This window comes from Paraburkholderia sediminicola (genome assembly GCF_902859805.1).
GTDB classification, from domain to species: Bacteria; Pseudomonadota; Gammaproteobacteria; order Burkholderiales; family Burkholderiaceae; genus Paraburkholderia; species Paraburkholderia sediminicola.
Window position 1 is genome coordinate 38,867 of record NZ_CADIKC010000003.1, and the last position, 14,941, is coordinate 53,807.

Consider the following 14,941-nt stretch of genomic DNA (forward strand, 5'->3'; position numbering starts at 1 on the left):
GGGTGTGATTGAGTGCGTGTGAGTGTGCTCAACCGCATCTGCCCCAAATACGCCCATATGAAAAATTCGCACAAGCTTTGCGAGAATCGTCCTCCGCAATGCTGATAACAGTGTGAAGATAACTTCGTTGGGCGCAGCAAGCCGCGATGCTATCTTGCTTCCACTAACCGCTTGCCCGCCGTCCGGCGGCGCTCCTGGAGGCAATCATGCATTCCCCGCTTGCGCTGGTTCGCGATCCCACGGCTGACACCGATGCGTCGCCGCGTGCCGCTGAACCTTTCGATGCTCTTGAACATCTGGTTGGCGTGAATCTCGCCCGTTTGCGCGCCGAGCGCCAACTTTCGCTCGACGCTCTGGCCCGCGCCTCGGGCGTCTCGCGAGCGATGCTCGCGCAGATCGAATCGGCACGCAGCGTGCCGTCGATCAAGGTGCTGTGCAAAGTGGCATCGGCGCTGAAGGTATCAGTAGCGGCGTTCTTGCGACGTCATGCGACTAACGGCTTCGAGCATTTACCGGCGGAGCGGTCGTCGCGGCTCGTCAGTTCGAATGGGCGTTATTCGGCCCGGCCGCTTTATCCCGACGCCGAGCCGACCGCCGCCGAGTTTCACGAGCTGCGTATCGCGCCGCTGCATACCGAGGCCGGCACGCGCCGCGCGCCGGGCACCACGGTGAATCTGGTGGTGAGCGAAGGCACGCTGGAAGTCAGTGTGCACGACCAGCGCCAATTGCTGGCCACGGGCGATGCGATCGTGTTCGACGCCGACCAGCCGCACAGCCTGCGCAATCCCGGCGACACCGAAGCGCGCGCGTTTCGCGTTACGTTGAAGGCGGAAACGCCGCCGCGCTGGGATGTGCCCGCGCAGCACGATTTGACACGCCAGGCCGCACCGGTTTGACCGGAGCGACGAATGCAGTTTTTCAGGCGGATGTGCTGTCAAAGTCGGCGATGAAGCCGGGATGTCCGTCTAGTCCGTAGGGGTTGCGCTGCAGGTTTCGCGCGACTGTTGTATTCTTTGCCGGCCGGTCAATCCGGCAATCAGTGCGTCTTCAGGGCGGGGCGAAATTCCCCACCGGCGGTATGCCGGCAGCGCGAAAGCGTGAGCCGGTGAGCCCGCGAGCGCCCGTGTCGTTCAGCTTTCAGCGTATCGAAAGCGCAGCGGGGTCAGCAGATCTGGTGAGAAGCCAGAGCCGACGGTTAGAGTCCGGATGGAAGAAGATGTGCAGATAGTCATGTTCGTTTCCGTGATGCCGCCAGAGGTTTGGGCGGTGGGCGAGCGCCGCTTTGCGCGGCGTTCAACGGCGCGTCTTTGTCTGTTTGCAATGCCCTGAAACGTTTTTCGCCCAACTTTTGCGATGAGCGTTTCAACTATGTCCTTTGCTACTTTTCCTGCTCCGTCGGTGATTGCGGATAGCGCATCACTTGACCTCCCCCTGCTCGCCACCGAGCCCGTTCCGCCGCGTATCGCCGCCGCCTTGCAAGCCATGCGCGATGGCCGCGCTGTCGTTCTGCAAGACGACCACGACCGTGAGAACGAAGCCGATCTGATTGTTTCCGCCGAGCGTCTTTCCGTCGAAACCATGGCCTTGCTGATCCGCGAATGCAGCGGCATCGTCTGCCTGTGCCTGCCCGACGAGAAGATTCGCGCGCTTGAGCTGCCGCCGATGTCTGTCAACAACGAAAGCCGTCACGGCACCGCGTTCACGGTCTCGATCGAAGCGCGCGATGGCGTGACCACGGGTGTGTCCGCACTCGATCGCGTGACGACAATCCGCGCGGCTATCAACGATACGGCGAAGCCTGCCGACATTGTGCGTCCGGGCCACGTGTTTCCGCTGCGTGCGCAGCCGGGCGGCGTGCTCGCGCGTCGCGGCCATACCGAAGGCACGGTCGATCTGGCGATTCTCGCGGGTCTGAAGCCGGCCGGCGTGCTGTGTGAACTGATGAACGCCGACGGTACGATGACGCGCGGCGCGGATGTGGAGCGCTTCGCTCAGCAACACAATCTGCCGATGCTGACGATCGCCGAGCTGGTGGAATTCCGCCAGGCACTGGCGACGGCGCGTGAGTTGGTCGCGGATGAGGTTTGATGTGATTTAACGTGAGTGTTAAATGAAAGAGACCGGCTGCGTGTCGGTCTCTTTCGCGACTTAGGCGTGTGTCATGACACCACGTGATGCCCGAACACTTAGATGTTCCGGGTGAGTGAGTTTATTCAGCGAGCGACTCCGACGGTTTGGCGCCACTGTATTCGATATCTAGCTCGTCATATTCAACGATAATCTCTGCGCCGAGCGAACTGCTTATCGCGATAATTTTCCGCAAAGGCCAATCACTTCCCCACGGGTGCGCTTTCTCCAGGGCTCGCAGTGCCGATTTGTAGGACGGCGTCTGAAAATCCTCTATCGACTTCAGCTCATAGACGATGTTTTGAGCCGCAAAACCTTCTGCCACGCAACGAGGGGCACCCGAAAAAGTAAGGGTTGCACGGTCTCTTTTGTTATCGCTTTGCAGTGTTAGAACTACGCTCTTTTCGTCGATGTCTACCGACATGCCGGTTATGAACCAATCGTGAAACGAATGTATGTTCATCTGACTTTCCTCAAGGACGCCATGGGCTGAATGGCACGACGTCATTGCCCATATCACGGCCTGCTGGCCCCCAATTATGAGCGTGCGGTCGCAAACCGTTGTGTACGTGATCGAAATCTAAATCCACGACTGGCTTGCCGTTATCGCCAAACAGGCGCATTTGTCCACTTCCTGGATTGGTGTACCAAGTGCCGGGCTCGCCGTTGTTTGGCGTTTTAGCGATGTCGAACGCGTCGCCGTGCGGCAGATTGGATGAGTACTCGAACGGTCGAGCATCGCCCAGTAACGTCGGTGTACCGGTGCTGAAATTGTCCGGGTCGATATCACCATTGCCGAAGGCATGCAGCCCGAGCCTCGTGTTAGCGGCAATCGCGCTGCGAGCCGCTTCGACCTCATTCACGCGGTCAACCATTGCGTTGTACCAGTCAATGTAGTCCGATGCCGCATCGGCGGACAGCCCCATCTGTTCCATTACCGACTTGTGGAAGCTCTTTTTGACGGCCGCTGCCGGCGCACTAACGCCGGCGCTGCCAGAACTCGGCGGGTTTTCAGGAATGACGAGGACACTTCCGCCACGCACCATGTCGTGAAGCACCTGTATGACTTCGAGATCGGAACCTTTATTCGCTAACCTGTCGTGCCAGTGGAAGTTAGCGCCGAGGAATCCGCGCACGCGGGCGACGAGAGCAGAATCGTTCGCCCATATATCGGCATAAGCCGCGAGCGTGTATTTGCGGCCCGCATCGGCCGCTGCCTGACGTTTCGCCTCTGGCTGGAGCGTCATGTAACGTTCGTCCCGTCGATACAACATGTATCGTTGCCATGAGTCTGTTTTCAGTTCTGTCGGCATACCTCGACGTCTCCGCGGGTTGAGCGGAGGACATCGTAGAGGTGATCGATCAAGCGAACGTAAAATTCTGTCAACGTGTTCGGGCGACTGCCACTCGGGCGAACCTCCCTGTCAGGGCAGATACGCCGGGGGAAGTCGCCACGCTAACTGCCAGGGATGACAGTGGGAGTGGTGCAAAGCGCGGACCACTTTGTTGTTGCGAATGATTAAGACTGCACGTCGCCAAACTCACCGCGCACACCGGCCTCGACCAGCGCGGGCAGTTCATCCATATGTTTCATGATGCGTGTCATGCCCATCTTGCGCAACGCATCCGCATAACCGTCGGGGATATGGCTCGCACCGACAAAAGCAATCGTCTTCATGCCTGCCGCCCGAGCCGCATTCAAACCGGCCACGCTGTCTTCCACGACGACGCAGCGTGAGGGCTCCACGCCCAGTGCCTTTGCAGCGAACAGATACACATCCGGATAAGGTTTCGGCCGCGCGACCTGTTCGGCGCTAAAAATCCGCTCGCCGAAAATCTGCTGCAAACCCGCGCGCCGCACCGACGCATTCACGCGCGCCATCCTGCTGTTCGACACGACTGCGGCCGGCAGCGTTACGCGTTGCAAGGCGTCGCGCACGCCGTTGATCGGGCTGAGCGATGCCGCGAGCTCAAGCTCGACATTGTGTTCAATCGTATTGAAGAAATCGGCCGGCAGCGTGATATCGAACGACTTCTCGATACCTTCAAGAAAACGCGAGGTCTGCTGGCCGAATGCCGTCTTGACGACGGGTTCGAAGTCGAGGCCGGGGAAGGCGGCGGACAGCGTTTCGAGCATCACGCGGTCAGCGATGATTTCGCTGTCGACGAGCACGCCGTCGCAGTCACAGATGAGGTGGTCGATCATGCTTTAAGACGGAAAGCGAGAGGCACGCAAGCAAGACAGTTGCAAGCTCATGCGCGGAGATTGAAAGCATCATGATACGTGCTTTGGCGCCGCGTGCGCGGCGCCGTCGCTTGCCGTCGGTGCTTATTTGCGACGTGGGAGCGCGCTCAATGCGCCTTTCGGGCGCCCCGTGCGGGCCCTATATACGCTCCCACTTGCGCGGCAGGATCAGTGCGCGTGCAGATACAAATACAGCCCTGTTGCCGCGGCGCCGCCCAGCAACGGACCGCACACCGGAATCCACGAATAGCGCCAGTCGCTGTCACGTTTGCCCGGAATCGGCAGCAGCGCGTGCATCAGACGCGGCGACAGATCGCGCGCGGGGCTCATTGCGTAACCGGTCGGACCGCCGAGCGAAATGCCGATGCCGAGCACCAGCAGGCCGACCGGCAGCGCGTCGAGCGCGCCGAGGCCAACTTGCGGCGAAGCCAGATACAGCACGCCGAGAATCAGCACGAAAGTCGCGATCATTTCGGTGAGCAGGTTATGCGGCACGCTGCGAATCGCGGGCGACGTGCAGAACACGCCGAGCTTCACGTCGGCATCGCCTTCCTTATTGAAGTGCTGACGATACGCGAGCCATACGAGCAGAGCGCCCGCCATCCCGCCGAGCATCTGCGCCGCGACGTAGCCCGGCACTTTGGCCCATGCGAATTTGCCTGCCAGCGCGAGGCTGATCGTAACTACAGGATTCAGGTGCGCGCCGCTGTACGATGCCGTGACGTACACAGCGATGAACACGGCCATCGCCCAGCCCATCACGATCACGATCAGGTCCGCGCCTTTGCCCTTGGTGCGCGCGAGCAGCACATTGGCAACCGCGCCGTTGCCGAGCAGCACCAGAAGAGCGGTGCCGATGAATTCCGCAATATAAGGAGACATGATTTGGTATCCGAAATATAGTTGTTAGGGAAGCCGCTGGATAGGCGGCTTCGTTATATCGAAAGGTGTCTTATGGAACCGATGAACGCGAATCAGGGCGTGTCGGCCCAGGCCTTCGCGGCGCGGACCGCGCGCTGCCAGCCGTCGAGGCACTCCTTGACGTCGGCGTGCGGCAGGGCAGGCGTGAAACGACGATCGAGCGCCCACTGGCTTTTCAGTTCGTTCACGTCTTTCCAGTAACCGACCGCGAGACCGGCCAGATACGCCGCGCCCAATGCGGTCGTCTCCGATACCTTCGGACGCACTGCGTCGACGCCGAGAATGTCCGCCTGGAATTGCATCAGCAGATTGTTCGCGCAAGCGCCGCCGTCCACGCGCAATTCGCCGATGCGAATGCCGGAGTCGGCTTCCATTGCTTTCAGCACGTCGAGCGACTGATAGGCGATCGAGTCGAGCGCGGCGCGCGCGATGTGCGCCGAACTCGTGCCGCGCGTCACGCCGAACAACGTGCCGCGAGCCCGTGCGTTCCAGTGCGGCGCACCGAGGCCTGCAAACGCGGGCACCAGATACACGCCATCGCTATGCGGTACGCTGCGCGCCATCGTTTCAATTTCCGCTGCGTTCTTGATGATGCCGAGGCCGTCGCGCAGCCATTGCACCACCGCGCCGCCGATGAAAATGCTGCCTTCGAGCGCGTAGTTGATCTGGTCGCCGATCTGCCACGCAATGGTGGTGACGAGATTGTTCTTCGATTCGATCGGCTTGTCGCCGGTGTTCATCACGAGGAAGCAGCCGGTACCGTAGGTGTTCTTCACCATGCCGGACTCCGTGCACATCTGGCCGAACAGGGCGGCGTGCTGGTCGCCGGCGATGCCCGCGAGCGGAATCTTGGAGGCGAACACGGTGGTCTTGGTCGGCCCGTACACTTCCGACGATGCACGCACTTCCGGCAGCATATTGCGCGGAATGTCGAGCGCTTCGAGCAGTTCGTCGTCCCACTTCAGCGTGTGAATGTTGAACAGCATGGTGCGCGAGGCGTTGGTCACGTCGGTGACGTGCAGACCACCCTTGGTGAAATTCCACACGAGCCAGCTGTCTACCGTGCCAAAGGCGAGGCGGCCTTGCTTCGCTTTTTCGCGTGCGCCTTCGACGTTGTCGAGAATCCAGCGGATCTTGGTTGCCGAGAAATACGAATCGATCGGCAGACCGGTTTTCGCGCGAACTTTTTCTTCGAGACCTTGTTCTTTGAGCTGATCGCAGAAGTCGGCGGTGCGGCGGTCCTGCCAGACGATCGCGTTATAAATCGGATGACCGGTTTCGCGGTCCCACACGATGGTGGTCTCACGTTGATTAGTAATGCCGATCGCCGCAATCGACGTGCCGTTCATACCGGCGCGCGTGACCGCTTCGGCGGCGACGCCTGCCTGCGTCGACCAGATTTCCTGCGGGTCGTGTTCGACCCAACCCGGACGTGGATAGATTTGCTGGAATTCTTTTTGAGCGGTCGACACGACATTGCCGAGCCGGTCGAACAGCATCGCGCGGGAGCTGGTGGTGCCTTGGTCAAGCGCGAGGATGTACTGATCCTGCATTGTCTCTTCTCCATGTGTTTTATGAATCGCCGGATTGCAGGCCGGCGACGGGAACGGCTCGTTGTTTTAAGCGGGCTGCAACAGTTTGAGCGTATGCGTCCCGGCTTTGTCAGTAGCCGAGGGGTGAAAATTGGTTCGGGTTATGCGGGTTCATCCACGTAGCCAGGGCGTGTTGCGATAGCCTGACCTGGGCGGTCTGGCTACGCGGCTCAGCTAAATGACCTGACTAAACGATCTAACTAGCTTGGCTGGCTAGGCACTCTGTCGGAACGGCTCGCGAGCGAACCATGCGTCAATGTCGTGTGTGATCGAATCGAGTGTGCCCGGTTCGACGTGCAGGCCGAGTTTCGAGCGGCGCCACAATACGTCCTGCGCGCTGCGCGCCCATTCGGTGTCGCGCAGGTAAGTGAGTTCGGCTTCGTAGAGACCAGGCGCAAAAGCGCGGCCGAGGTCGGCCACCGAGCGCGCGTTGCCAATGACGTTTTTCACACGCGTGCCGTAAGCACGCGCGAGGCGGTGAGCCAGATCGGCGGGCAGCCACGCATTCTGCTGCTTGAAACCGGCGAGGAAGCGCTCGAAGTTGGCTTGCGGAATATCGCCGCCGGGCAACGGCGCACCGGCTGTCCATGAAGGCGTGCCGTTCTGCAGGGCGTGCCCGAGTTTGTCGACGGCTTCTTCCGCCAGCTTTCGGAAGGTCGTGATCTTGCCGCCGAACACCGACAGCAGCGGTGCTTCGCCCGCGGGCGCGTCGAGTTCGAGCGAGTAGTCTCGCGTAACCGCCGACGGGTTGTCCGCACCTTCTTCCTCGAGCAGCGGACGCACGCCCGAGTAGGTCCAGCGCACGTCTTGCGGCGAGATCTTCTCTTTGAAGTAGCGATTGATCGAATCGCACAGGTACTGTGTTTCGTCGGCGTTGATCGCCACTTGCGACGGGTCGCCGCGATATTCGAGGTCGGTCGTGCCGATCAGCGTGTAATCGTGTTCGTACGGAATCGCGAAGATGATCCGCTTGTCCGGATTCTGGAAGATGTACGCGTGATCGTGTTCGAACAGACGGCGCGTGACGATATGGCTGCCTTTCACGAGGCGCACGCTGTGCGTTGCTTCCCGGCCGAGCGCGCCTTGCAGCAATTCGCCGACCCACGGTCCCGCCGCATTCGCGATCGAAGCGGCACGCACGTCGAGGATCGTGCCGTCCTCGCGCTTGAGTTGCGCGCGCCATTCGCCGCCGGCGCGCACCGCGCTCAGCAGTTTGGTGCGCGTGAGAATCTTCGCGCCGCGTTCCTTCGCATCCAGCGCGTTCAGCACGACCAGACGCGCGTCATTCACCCAGCCGTCCGAATACACGAAGCCGCGCTTGATCGAATCGACCAGCGGTGCGCCGGCAGGATGGTTGCGCATCACGATACCGCGCGAGCCGGGCAGCAGTTCGCGTTTGGCAAGGTGATCGTAAAGGAACAGGCCGGCGCGGATCAGCCAGGCCGGACGCAGATCGGGCATGTGCGGCATCACGAAGCGCAGTGGCCACATGATGTGCGGCGCGGCGCGCAGCAGCGTTTCGCGTTCCTGCAGGGCTTTACGCACCAGCCCGAACTCGCGGTATTCGAGGTAGCGCAGGCCGCCGTGAATCAGCTTGGTGCTGGCCGACGAAGTATGGGCCGCCAGATCGTCCTGCTCGCAGAGCAGCACTGACAGGCCGCGGCCCGCCGCATCGCGTGCGATGCCTGCGCCGTTGATCCCGCCGCCCACGACGAGCAAATCGTATCTCGAGCCTTGCGTCACCTGCTGTGTCCTCTGCGTTGTATCCGGAAACTGGTTTGGAAAAACTATCGAGCCGATAGTGTTCGTTTGCGAACTTTAATGAACATATTCGAAAAAGTAAAGTTCGGTTTTCTTAAGCGCCCCTCTAGTGCTCGGCTAAGGTGGTGGCGTAACGTGCGGCCACGGACGATACTCTCGGCAGCAGCCATTTCGAGGTGAATTCATGCGTGGACTTTGGATAATCGGGGCCGCTGCGCTCCTGACCGGATGCATCAGCTCGCCGAGCTTGAACGGAACGATGGGCGCACCCTCGTTCGCATCGTTGCAGCAGATGTGCAGTGCCCAGACGGTCGACTACGGCAACGACGCGCAAGGCGTCTACGCAACGCTGTTCGATGCGTACGTGGCGAACCGGCGCGGCAAGTTGTCGAAGGACGATTACTGCGCGTTTCAGGCGTCGCTGGCGCAGCATTACACGAGCCTCGGCGCGAGTACCGACCCGCAAGCGCGCAATCAGTGGGTGACTTTCTTCACCGACCAGCGGGCTAAAGCTTTGAGCTGGCGCGCGGCCGCCGATCCGACCTTGCGGGCGGGTTGAGTTTTACGTCTTCTTGTTCCTACCCAGAACGTTTCGCGGCTTGTTCGCGTTGCGTGATTTGATCGGCAAACCCGGGGGCAACCCGGGGCAAACCCAAGGCTAGCCGCGCTGCGGCTGGGCCCCCCGCCACAACATCCGCCGAATCTGCGCGAATACGGCTTCGCGTGTCGGCGCGGCGCTTCCTGCGGCTTGTTGCGCCTGGGGTAAAGGCAGTTGATTGGCGAGCGCCAGCATGGTGAAGCCGTGCAGGCTCGCCCAGTAGGCGTAACCGATCAATTCCGGATCGCCTTCCAGAAGGCCTGCGGCAACGAGCTGCTCGAAATGCGTCCCGAGCATCCGCCAGGCGCGATGCGATGCGGCCTGGAGTTCCGGATAGGCGGCCTCCTGCTGGTTCAGATCGAACATCAGGCGGTAGGCATGCGGCTCGTCGAGTGCGAACGCCACATAGGCGTCGCTGACGGCGGAGCGGTCGGTCGCGGGCGCTTCCTTCGCCACGGCTTCGAGCCGCGCCGCGAAACGGTTGAACGCCGCCGCGCGGACCATCGCAAGAATCTCGTCTTTGTCGCGGAAGTAGCGATAGGGCGTCATCGCGCTGCAACCCAGCTCCTTCGCGAGTTCGCGCATCGTCACGCCTTGCGCGCCGCGCGTGGCGAACGCGTTTTCGGCTACACACCGCATGGTTTCGCGGAATTGCTGGATGTCGTCGGAAGAGAGCGTTTTTGGCATGCGCGAGGGCAGAAGGTCCGTCGCGTCAATTTACTGTGTAAATGAATTGCGCACAACAAAGCGGCCGTAGATGCGGCCGCTTTGCTTGGTAATCCAGGGTACTAGGAAAAACGCTTGATGGCCCGGAGCGCACTGTCGCCGGTTTCGGTTACGCGCCATTGTTCGTTGCCCGACGCGAGCCGTTCGAGTTGCACAAGCTGGCGTTCCAGCAAGGCGTCGAGTTCTTCTCGCTCCATGTCGACTTGATTGGGAGCGTCCTTGACGAGCAACAACGTGGCGAATTCATGCGGACTCAGCATCGTTCTCTCCATGTCAAGCAAACGCGGACGGCCTTGGAGGCGACTGGCACGATGCCAGTGGAGTCCGCTAGAGGATCAGGCGGGAGGTGCGGCTATCACGACAAGTTCACGCTGCCGGCACTCCGCGTAACGCGGAACGGACGCCGGGGAACTGGAGTGTAGTCAACCGCCGGACAAACACCAAATGGGCCCCAGTAAATTTTCCCTTTGACAATCAGGACCCGCAGAGGCGGTTTGGAGGAGCGGCCAGATCCTTGATTTCACTCGAAGTTTCGCGTGCACTGCAACATGGCGGAAGACGCCTGGGATCACTCGGCGATATACACCTGGCAATTGGCGGCGGCGAGCGTTTCGTTCATCTCGGCGGGCGGTGCGGCGTCGGTGAAAAGCGCGTCGATCTGATCGAGGTGACCTTGGCGAACGAGCGCCGGACGGCCGAATTTGGAGTTGTCGGCGGCGAGAAATACGGTGCGTGCATGTTGGATGATTGCCTCGGCCACGCGCACTTCGCGGGTGTCGAAATCGCGCAGCGTGCCATCCGTTTCAATGCTCGAGGTACCGATGATCGCGAAATCCACCTTGAACTGCCGGATGAAGTCGATCGCCAGTTCGCCGACGATGCCCTTGTCCCACGGCCGCACGATGCCGCCCGTCACCAGCACTTCGCAATCCGGATAGCCGCTCATCATGCTGGCGACATTCAGATTGTTGGTGATCACGCGCAGGCCGCGATGCCGGTTGAGCGCTCGTGCGACTTCTTCAGTCGTCGTGCCGAGGTTGATGAAGAGGGACGCCTGATCGGGAATGTGAGTGGCCACTAGCGTCGCAATGCGCCGTTTCTCTTCGTGGAACATCCGCTGACGCGCCGTGTACGAGACATTCTCGGAACTGGTCGGCAGACTGGCGCCGCCGTGATAGCGGCGCAGCAGGTTCATATCGGCGAGCCAGTTGACGTCGCGGCGGATCGTCTGCGGCGTCACGTCGAAGTGGGCCGCGAGGTCGTCCACGGTCACGAAGCCGTCGCGTTGCACCCACTCCAGCAGTTCCTGTTGCCGGGCGTTGAGAGTCAGGCGGGGGTCTCGGGTCATGTGTCTCGGGTAGTGGGTTTTTATCGGCGCTGCCCGCCGCCGGCGCGAGAAGCCGAGCCGGAAGACGGGTAATGCGTGAACGAGGGTGAGCGTATTGTAAGACCATCGCACGTCTTGTCTGCCAACTCATGCGTCATGGTTCGGATCCAGGACGACCGTGCGGCGATCCATTCAGGTCATTTGCGCATTTATTCATTTGATAAATGAATTTGTTTTTTGTGCCGGATCGCGATGCAATCCAAGGCTCCGCGTTTTACCCCGCGTGCTACCTGAGTCTTACCCGTTTCCCATGGTTTCCGGTGTTATAGAACGCGCCGGACCGCGCTTTCGAGAGTGTTCGACATGACTGGCTTCAACTGGCAAAACCCCTATCCGACGCCGCGTCTGCCTGTATTCGCGCGCAACATCGTTTCGACTTCGCATCCGCTCGCCGCGCAAGCCGGCCTGCGGATGCTGTGGAAAGGCGGCAATGCCGTCGACGCGGCGATCGCGGCGGCCGCCGCCATCACGGTGGTCGAGCCGGTCTCGTGCGGCCTTGGCGGCGACGCCTTCGCGCTGGTGTGGGACGGCAAGAAGCTGCACGGCCTGAATGCGTCGGGTGTGTCGCCGGCGGCCTGGAACGTTGACTACTTCAAGCGCAAGTACGGTGAGGAAAACGGCCTTGCCAAACAACCCAAGCGCGGTTGGGACGCTGTGACGGTGCCTGGCGTGATCGCCGGCTGGGAAGCGCTGCATCAGAAATTCGGCTCGCTGCCGTTCGCCGATCTGATGGAACCGGCAATCGAGATCGCCGAGCGTGGTCACGCGGTGGCGAGCATCGTCGCCTACAAATGGGCGGCAGCCGTACCCGAATTGAAGGACCTGCCGGGCTTCGCACAAACCTTCATGCCGCGCGGCCGCGCGCCGGAAGTTAGCGAGCTGGTGCGCTTTCCCGGCCACGCCAAGACGTTGCGCAAGCTCGCCGAACAAGGTCCGCGAGCCTACTACGAAGGCGAGATCGCCGAACAGATCGCGGCGTTTGCGCGCGAAGGCGGCGGCGCGTTGACCCTCGACGATCTGCGCAACTACAAAGCGGATTGGGTCGAGCCGATCGGCAAGGATTATCGCGGCTACACCGTGCATGAAATTCCGCCGAACGGGCAGGGCATCGCGGCGCTGATCGCACTGGGCATCCTCGAAAAGTTCGACGTGAAAGAACTCGCCGTCGACAACGTCGAGTCGCAGCATCTGCAGATCGAAGCGATGAAGCTGGCGTTCGCCGACGTCTACCGCTACGTCGCCGATCCGCGTTCGATGGACGTCACGCCCGAACAGATGCTCGACGACGCGTACCTCACATCGCGCGCGAAGCTGATCGATCACAAGCGCGCCACGCAATTCGACTTCGGCATGCCGAAGGCCGGCGGCACGATCTACATGTCGGTGGCGGACGAGCGCGGCATGATGGTCAGCTTCATCCAGTCGAACTACATGGGCTTCGGCTCGGGCATCGTGGTGCCGGATAGCGGTATCGCGATGCAGAACCGTGGCTGCGGCTTCTCGATGGATCCGAAGTCGCCGAACGTGGTGGAAGGCGGCAAGCGGCCGTTCCACACCATCATCCCGTCGTTCCTGACGCAGCAGGTGGACGGCAAGCAGGAAGCGGTGATGAGCTTCGGTGTGATGGGCGGCGATATGCAGCCGCAAGGCCACCTGCAATCGATCGTGCGGATGCTCGACTACGGCCAGCAACCGCAGGCCGCCTGCGATGCGCCGCGCTGGAAGGTCAATCGCGACTTCACGATCGACATCGAATCGACGCTCGATCCGGCGACCGCCACGGCGCTGCAGAAGCTGGGGCACACGATCAAGTCGGTCGACGATCCGTACATGGACTTCGGCTCCGGCCAGTACATCTGGAAGCTCGACCGCAACGATCCGGACCGTGGCTATGTGGCGGCAAGCGACAGCCGTCGCGACGGCCTGGCCGCGGGGTTCTAGATGAACATCCCCGCGTCGCAATCCGCGACTGCCTCCGCGCATCCCACGTCCGCACCGCTTTCCAGAGCGATGGTGCGGCGTATCGTGTTTTCGTCGTCGGTCGGCAATGCGCTCGAGTGGTTCGACTTTCTGGTCTACGGGTACTTCGCGACCATCATCGCGAAACAGTTCTTCCCGATGCAGGACGAGTGGCTCTCGACGCTGCTCGCCATCGCCACCTTCGGCATCTCGTTCCTGATGCGGCCGTTGGGCGCCATCGTGCTGGGCGTCTACGGCGACCGCAAGGGTCGCAAGGCGGCGCTCACGCTCGCCATCGTGTTGATGATGGTCGGCACCTTCACGATGGCGGTGATGCCGCCGTATGCGTCGATCGGTCTTGCGGCACCTGTGTTGATCCTGCTCGCGCGGCTCGTGCAAGGTTTCGCGGTGGGCGGCGAGTTCGGCAGCGCGACGGCCTTCATGGTCGAACATAGCGCGTCGCGGCGCGGCTACTACGCGAGTTGGCAGTTCGCGAGTCAGGGCCTTGCTGCGATCACGGCGGCGGCCTTCGGTTCGCTCCTGACCGCGTGGATGCCGCCCGAACAACTCAATAGCTGGGGCTGGCGCCTTCCGTTCATCTTTGGTCTGCTGGTCGGGCCGGTGGGCTATTACATCCGTTCGCATCTCGATGAGACGCCCGAGTTTCTCGCCTTGCGTAAAGCGCGTGAGTCCGCGAGCAAGCATCAGATTGCATCTGACGCGAAGGACGCGTCGTTCAGCAACCAGTGGGTGAATCTGCTGCTGGCAGTGGGCATCGTCGCGCAATCCACGGTCGGCGTGTACGTGCTGCAGCTCTACATGCCGATGTACGCGGTGAAGCAGTTGCACATGCCGGCTGCAGCGTCGTTCGGCGTGGTGGTGCTCAACGGCGGCTTGCAGTTCCTGCTGTCGCCTGTGATGGGCGCATTGTCCGACCGCATCGGCCGGATTCGCATCATGCTGACCACGTCGATACTGATGGGCGTGCTGATCTATCCGATGTTCGCTTTGCTGCAGTCGCATCCGACGATCGGTTGGCTGCTGCTGTTGCAAGGCACCGCCGGAATTTTCAAGGCGGCTTACTCCGGACCGATGCCCGCACTGATGTCCGAGATCTTTCCGACGCAGGTGCGCTCGACGGGTCTTTCAATCGGTTACAGCATTGGGGTTACGATTTTCGGTGGCTTTGCGCCGACGATTGTCGAGACCTTCATTCACTTGACCGGCGACAAGCTGGCGCCAAGTTACTACGTCCTGATTGCGGCCGTGCTGTCGGGGTTGTCGCTTGTCGTGGTCGCGTGGCGTATGCGGCGCGTCCGGCGTCTTGAAGGCGTTCAGCCCGCATGATGGCGTTGCCGGTGGCCGTTGTGCTTCGCAGCGAGCCTTGCCGCGGTTGACGCGGAATCTCTTTGCCAAGTCAAAGCCAGCTCTTCGAGCTGGCTTTTTTTGTGCCTTGCGCGTGCCGCTTGTAACCAACTGAAGCATTCGACTACCGCGAAATTTGAACTGCGGCGGTTCGGCACGGTCTGTGCTGGGTTATCTGCAGAATTGTGAAACACCGGCTAAGATGCAGGATACAAGGGGTTAACTCTAATCAAGGCGCTGTATCTGACACGGCGGACCGC

Annotated in this window: 14 protein-coding genes and 1 riboswitch; of the genes, 5 read left to right on the top strand and 9 right to left on the bottom strand. The window is 61.2% G+C overall.

From position 1 onward, the window contains the following. The first annotated feature begins 206 nt into the window (after nucleotides 1-206). Complete coding sequence (locus tag R8871_RS12445; protein WP_175050764.1) at nucleotides 207-896, top strand: helix-turn-helix domain-containing protein; 690 nt, start codon at nucleotides 207-209, stop codon at nucleotides 894-896. A gap of 143 nt (nucleotides 897-1,039) precedes the next feature. After that, a riboswitch (FMN riboswitch) is annotated at nucleotides 1,040-1,222 on the top strand. Nucleotides 1,223-1,368: 146 nt separating this feature from the next. Then, complete coding sequence (ribB, locus tag R8871_RS12450; protein WP_175050765.1) at nucleotides 1,369-2,088, top strand: 3,4-dihydroxy-2-butanone-4-phosphate synthase; 720 nt, start codon at nucleotides 1,369-1,371, stop codon at nucleotides 2,086-2,088. A gap of 121 nt (nucleotides 2,089-2,209) precedes the next feature. On the opposite strand, the gene R8871_RS12455 is transcribed toward ribB, so the two are convergent. The 6 genes from R8871_RS12455 to glpD form a co-directional block, all read right to left on the bottom strand. Next, nucleotides 2,210-2,590 (bottom strand): hypothetical protein, encoded by a 381-nt coding sequence (locus R8871_RS12455; RefSeq protein WP_175050766.1) that lies wholly within the window; start codon nucleotides 2,588-2,590, stop codon nucleotides 2,210-2,212. Between the two features lie 10 nt (nucleotides 2,591-2,600). Further along, nucleotides 2,601-3,440, bottom strand: coding sequence for a hypothetical protein (locus R8871_RS12460; RefSeq protein ID WP_175050767.1), 840 nt, complete (start codon nucleotides 3,438-3,440; stop codon nucleotides 2,601-2,603). A 206-nt stretch (nucleotides 3,441-3,646) separates the two neighbouring features. After that, on the bottom strand, nucleotides 3,647-4,333 hold the full coding sequence (locus tag R8871_RS12465; protein ID WP_175050768.1) for an HAD family hydrolase: 687 nt from the start codon (nucleotides 4,331-4,333) through the stop codon (nucleotides 3,647-3,649). 207 nt (nucleotides 4,334-4,540) lie between these two features. After that, nucleotides 4,541-5,254: an MIP/aquaporin family protein gene (locus tag R8871_RS12470; protein ID WP_054034471.1), complete on the bottom strand. Its 714-nt coding sequence runs from the start codon at nucleotides 5,252-5,254 to the stop codon at nucleotides 4,541-4,543. Between the two features lie 92 nt (nucleotides 5,255-5,346). Beyond that, nucleotides 5,347-6,846, bottom strand: a complete 1,500-nt coding sequence (gene glpK / locus R8871_RS12475) for a glycerol kinase GlpK (protein ID WP_175050769.1) — start codon at nucleotides 6,844-6,846, stop codon at nucleotides 5,347-5,349. A 252-nt stretch (nucleotides 6,847-7,098) separates the two neighbouring features. After that, complete coding sequence (gene glpD / locus R8871_RS12480) at nucleotides 7,099-8,628, bottom strand: glycerol-3-phosphate dehydrogenase (protein WP_175050770.1); 1,530 nt, start codon at nucleotides 8,626-8,628, stop codon at nucleotides 7,099-7,101. Nucleotides 8,629-8,830: 202 nt separating this feature from the next. Between glpD and R8871_RS12485 the strand changes: the two genes are divergently transcribed. Then, nucleotides 8,831-9,205 carry a hypothetical protein gene (locus R8871_RS12485; protein WP_175050771.1) on the top strand — a complete coding sequence of 125 codons (375 nt, stop codon included), beginning with the start codon at nucleotides 8,831-8,833 and terminating at the stop codon, nucleotides 9,203-9,205. A gap of 99 nt (nucleotides 9,206-9,304) precedes the next feature. On the opposite strand, the gene R8871_RS12490 is transcribed toward R8871_RS12485, so the two are convergent. The 3 genes from R8871_RS12490 to R8871_RS12500 all read right to left on the bottom strand — a co-directional run bounded on the left by R8871_RS12490 (nucleotide 9,305) and on the right by R8871_RS12500 (nucleotide 11,318). Continuing rightward, a complete protein-coding gene (locus R8871_RS12490) occupies nucleotides 9,305-9,931 on the bottom strand; it encodes a TetR/AcrR family transcriptional regulator (protein WP_175050772.1) in 627 nt (208 codons plus the stop codon). Nucleotides 9,932-10,032: 101 nt separating this feature from the next. Further along, nucleotides 10,033-10,230, bottom strand: coding sequence for a hypothetical protein (locus tag R8871_RS12495; protein WP_054034465.1), 198 nt, complete (start codon nucleotides 10,228-10,230; stop codon nucleotides 10,033-10,035). Between the two features lie 308 nt (nucleotides 10,231-10,538). Then, on the bottom strand, nucleotides 10,539-11,318 hold the full coding sequence (locus tag R8871_RS12500) for a DeoR/GlpR family DNA-binding transcription regulator (protein WP_063497289.1): 780 nt from the start codon (nucleotides 11,316-11,318) through the stop codon (nucleotides 10,539-10,541). A gap of 342 nt (nucleotides 11,319-11,660) precedes the next feature. Between R8871_RS12500 and ggt the strand changes: the two genes are divergently transcribed. Further along, on the top strand, nucleotides 11,661-13,298 hold the full coding sequence (gene ggt, locus R8871_RS12505; RefSeq protein WP_175050773.1) for a gamma-glutamyltransferase: 1,638 nt from the start codon (nucleotides 11,661-11,663) through the stop codon (nucleotides 13,296-13,298). Beyond that, entirely contained in the window at nucleotides 13,299-14,663 is a 1,365-nt protein-coding gene (locus tag R8871_RS12510; protein WP_175050774.1) for an MFS transporter, read from the top strand. Nucleotides 14,664-14,941: the final 278 nt, after the last annotated feature.

Bases quoted from the DNA above. Each gene is read 5' to 3' on its own strand.
- ggt (WP_175050773.1), top strand. From the start codon at position 11,661: ATGACTGGCTTCAACTGGCAAAACCCCTATCCGACGCCGCGTCTGCCT.
- ribB (WP_175050765.1), top strand. From the start codon at position 1,369: ATGTCCTTTGCTACTTTTCCTGCTCCGTCGGTGATTGCGGATAGCGCA.
- R8871_RS12465 (WP_175050768.1), bottom strand. From the start codon at position 4,333: ATGATCGACCACCTCATCTGTGACTGCGACGGCGTGCTCGTCGACAGC.
- R8871_RS12460 (WP_175050767.1), bottom strand. From the start codon at position 3,440: ATGCCGACAGAACTGAAAACAGACTCATGGCAACGATACATGTTGTAT.
- R8871_RS12485 (WP_175050771.1), top strand. From the start codon at position 8,831: ATGCGTGGACTTTGGATAATCGGGGCCGCTGCGCTCCTGACCGGATGC.
- glpK (WP_175050769.1), bottom strand. From the start codon at position 6,846: ATGCAGGATCAGTACATCCTCGCGCTTGACCAAGGCACCACCAGCTCC.
- R8871_RS12470 (WP_054034471.1), bottom strand. From the start codon at position 5,254: ATGTCTCCTTATATTGCGGAATTCATCGGCACCGCTCTTCTGGTGCTG.
- R8871_RS12455 (WP_175050766.1), bottom strand. From the start codon at position 2,590: ATGAACATACATTCGTTTCACGATTGGTTCATAACCGGCATGTCGGTA.
- R8871_RS12495 (WP_054034465.1), bottom strand. From the start codon at position 10,230: ATGCTGAGTCCGCATGAATTCGCCACGTTGTTGCTCGTCAAGGACGCT.
- R8871_RS12490 (WP_175050772.1), bottom strand. From the start codon at position 9,931: ATGCCAAAAACGCTCTCTTCCGACGACATCCAGCAATTCCGCGAAACC.
- R8871_RS12445 (WP_175050764.1), top strand. From the start codon at position 207: ATGCATTCCCCGCTTGCGCTGGTTCGCGATCCCACGGCTGACACCGAT.
- R8871_RS12510 (WP_175050774.1), top strand. From the start codon at position 13,299: ATGAACATCCCCGCGTCGCAATCCGCGACTGCCTCCGCGCATCCCACG.
- R8871_RS12500 (WP_063497289.1), bottom strand. From the start codon at position 11,318: ATGACCCGAGACCCCCGCCTGACTCTCAACGCCCGGCAACAGGAACTG.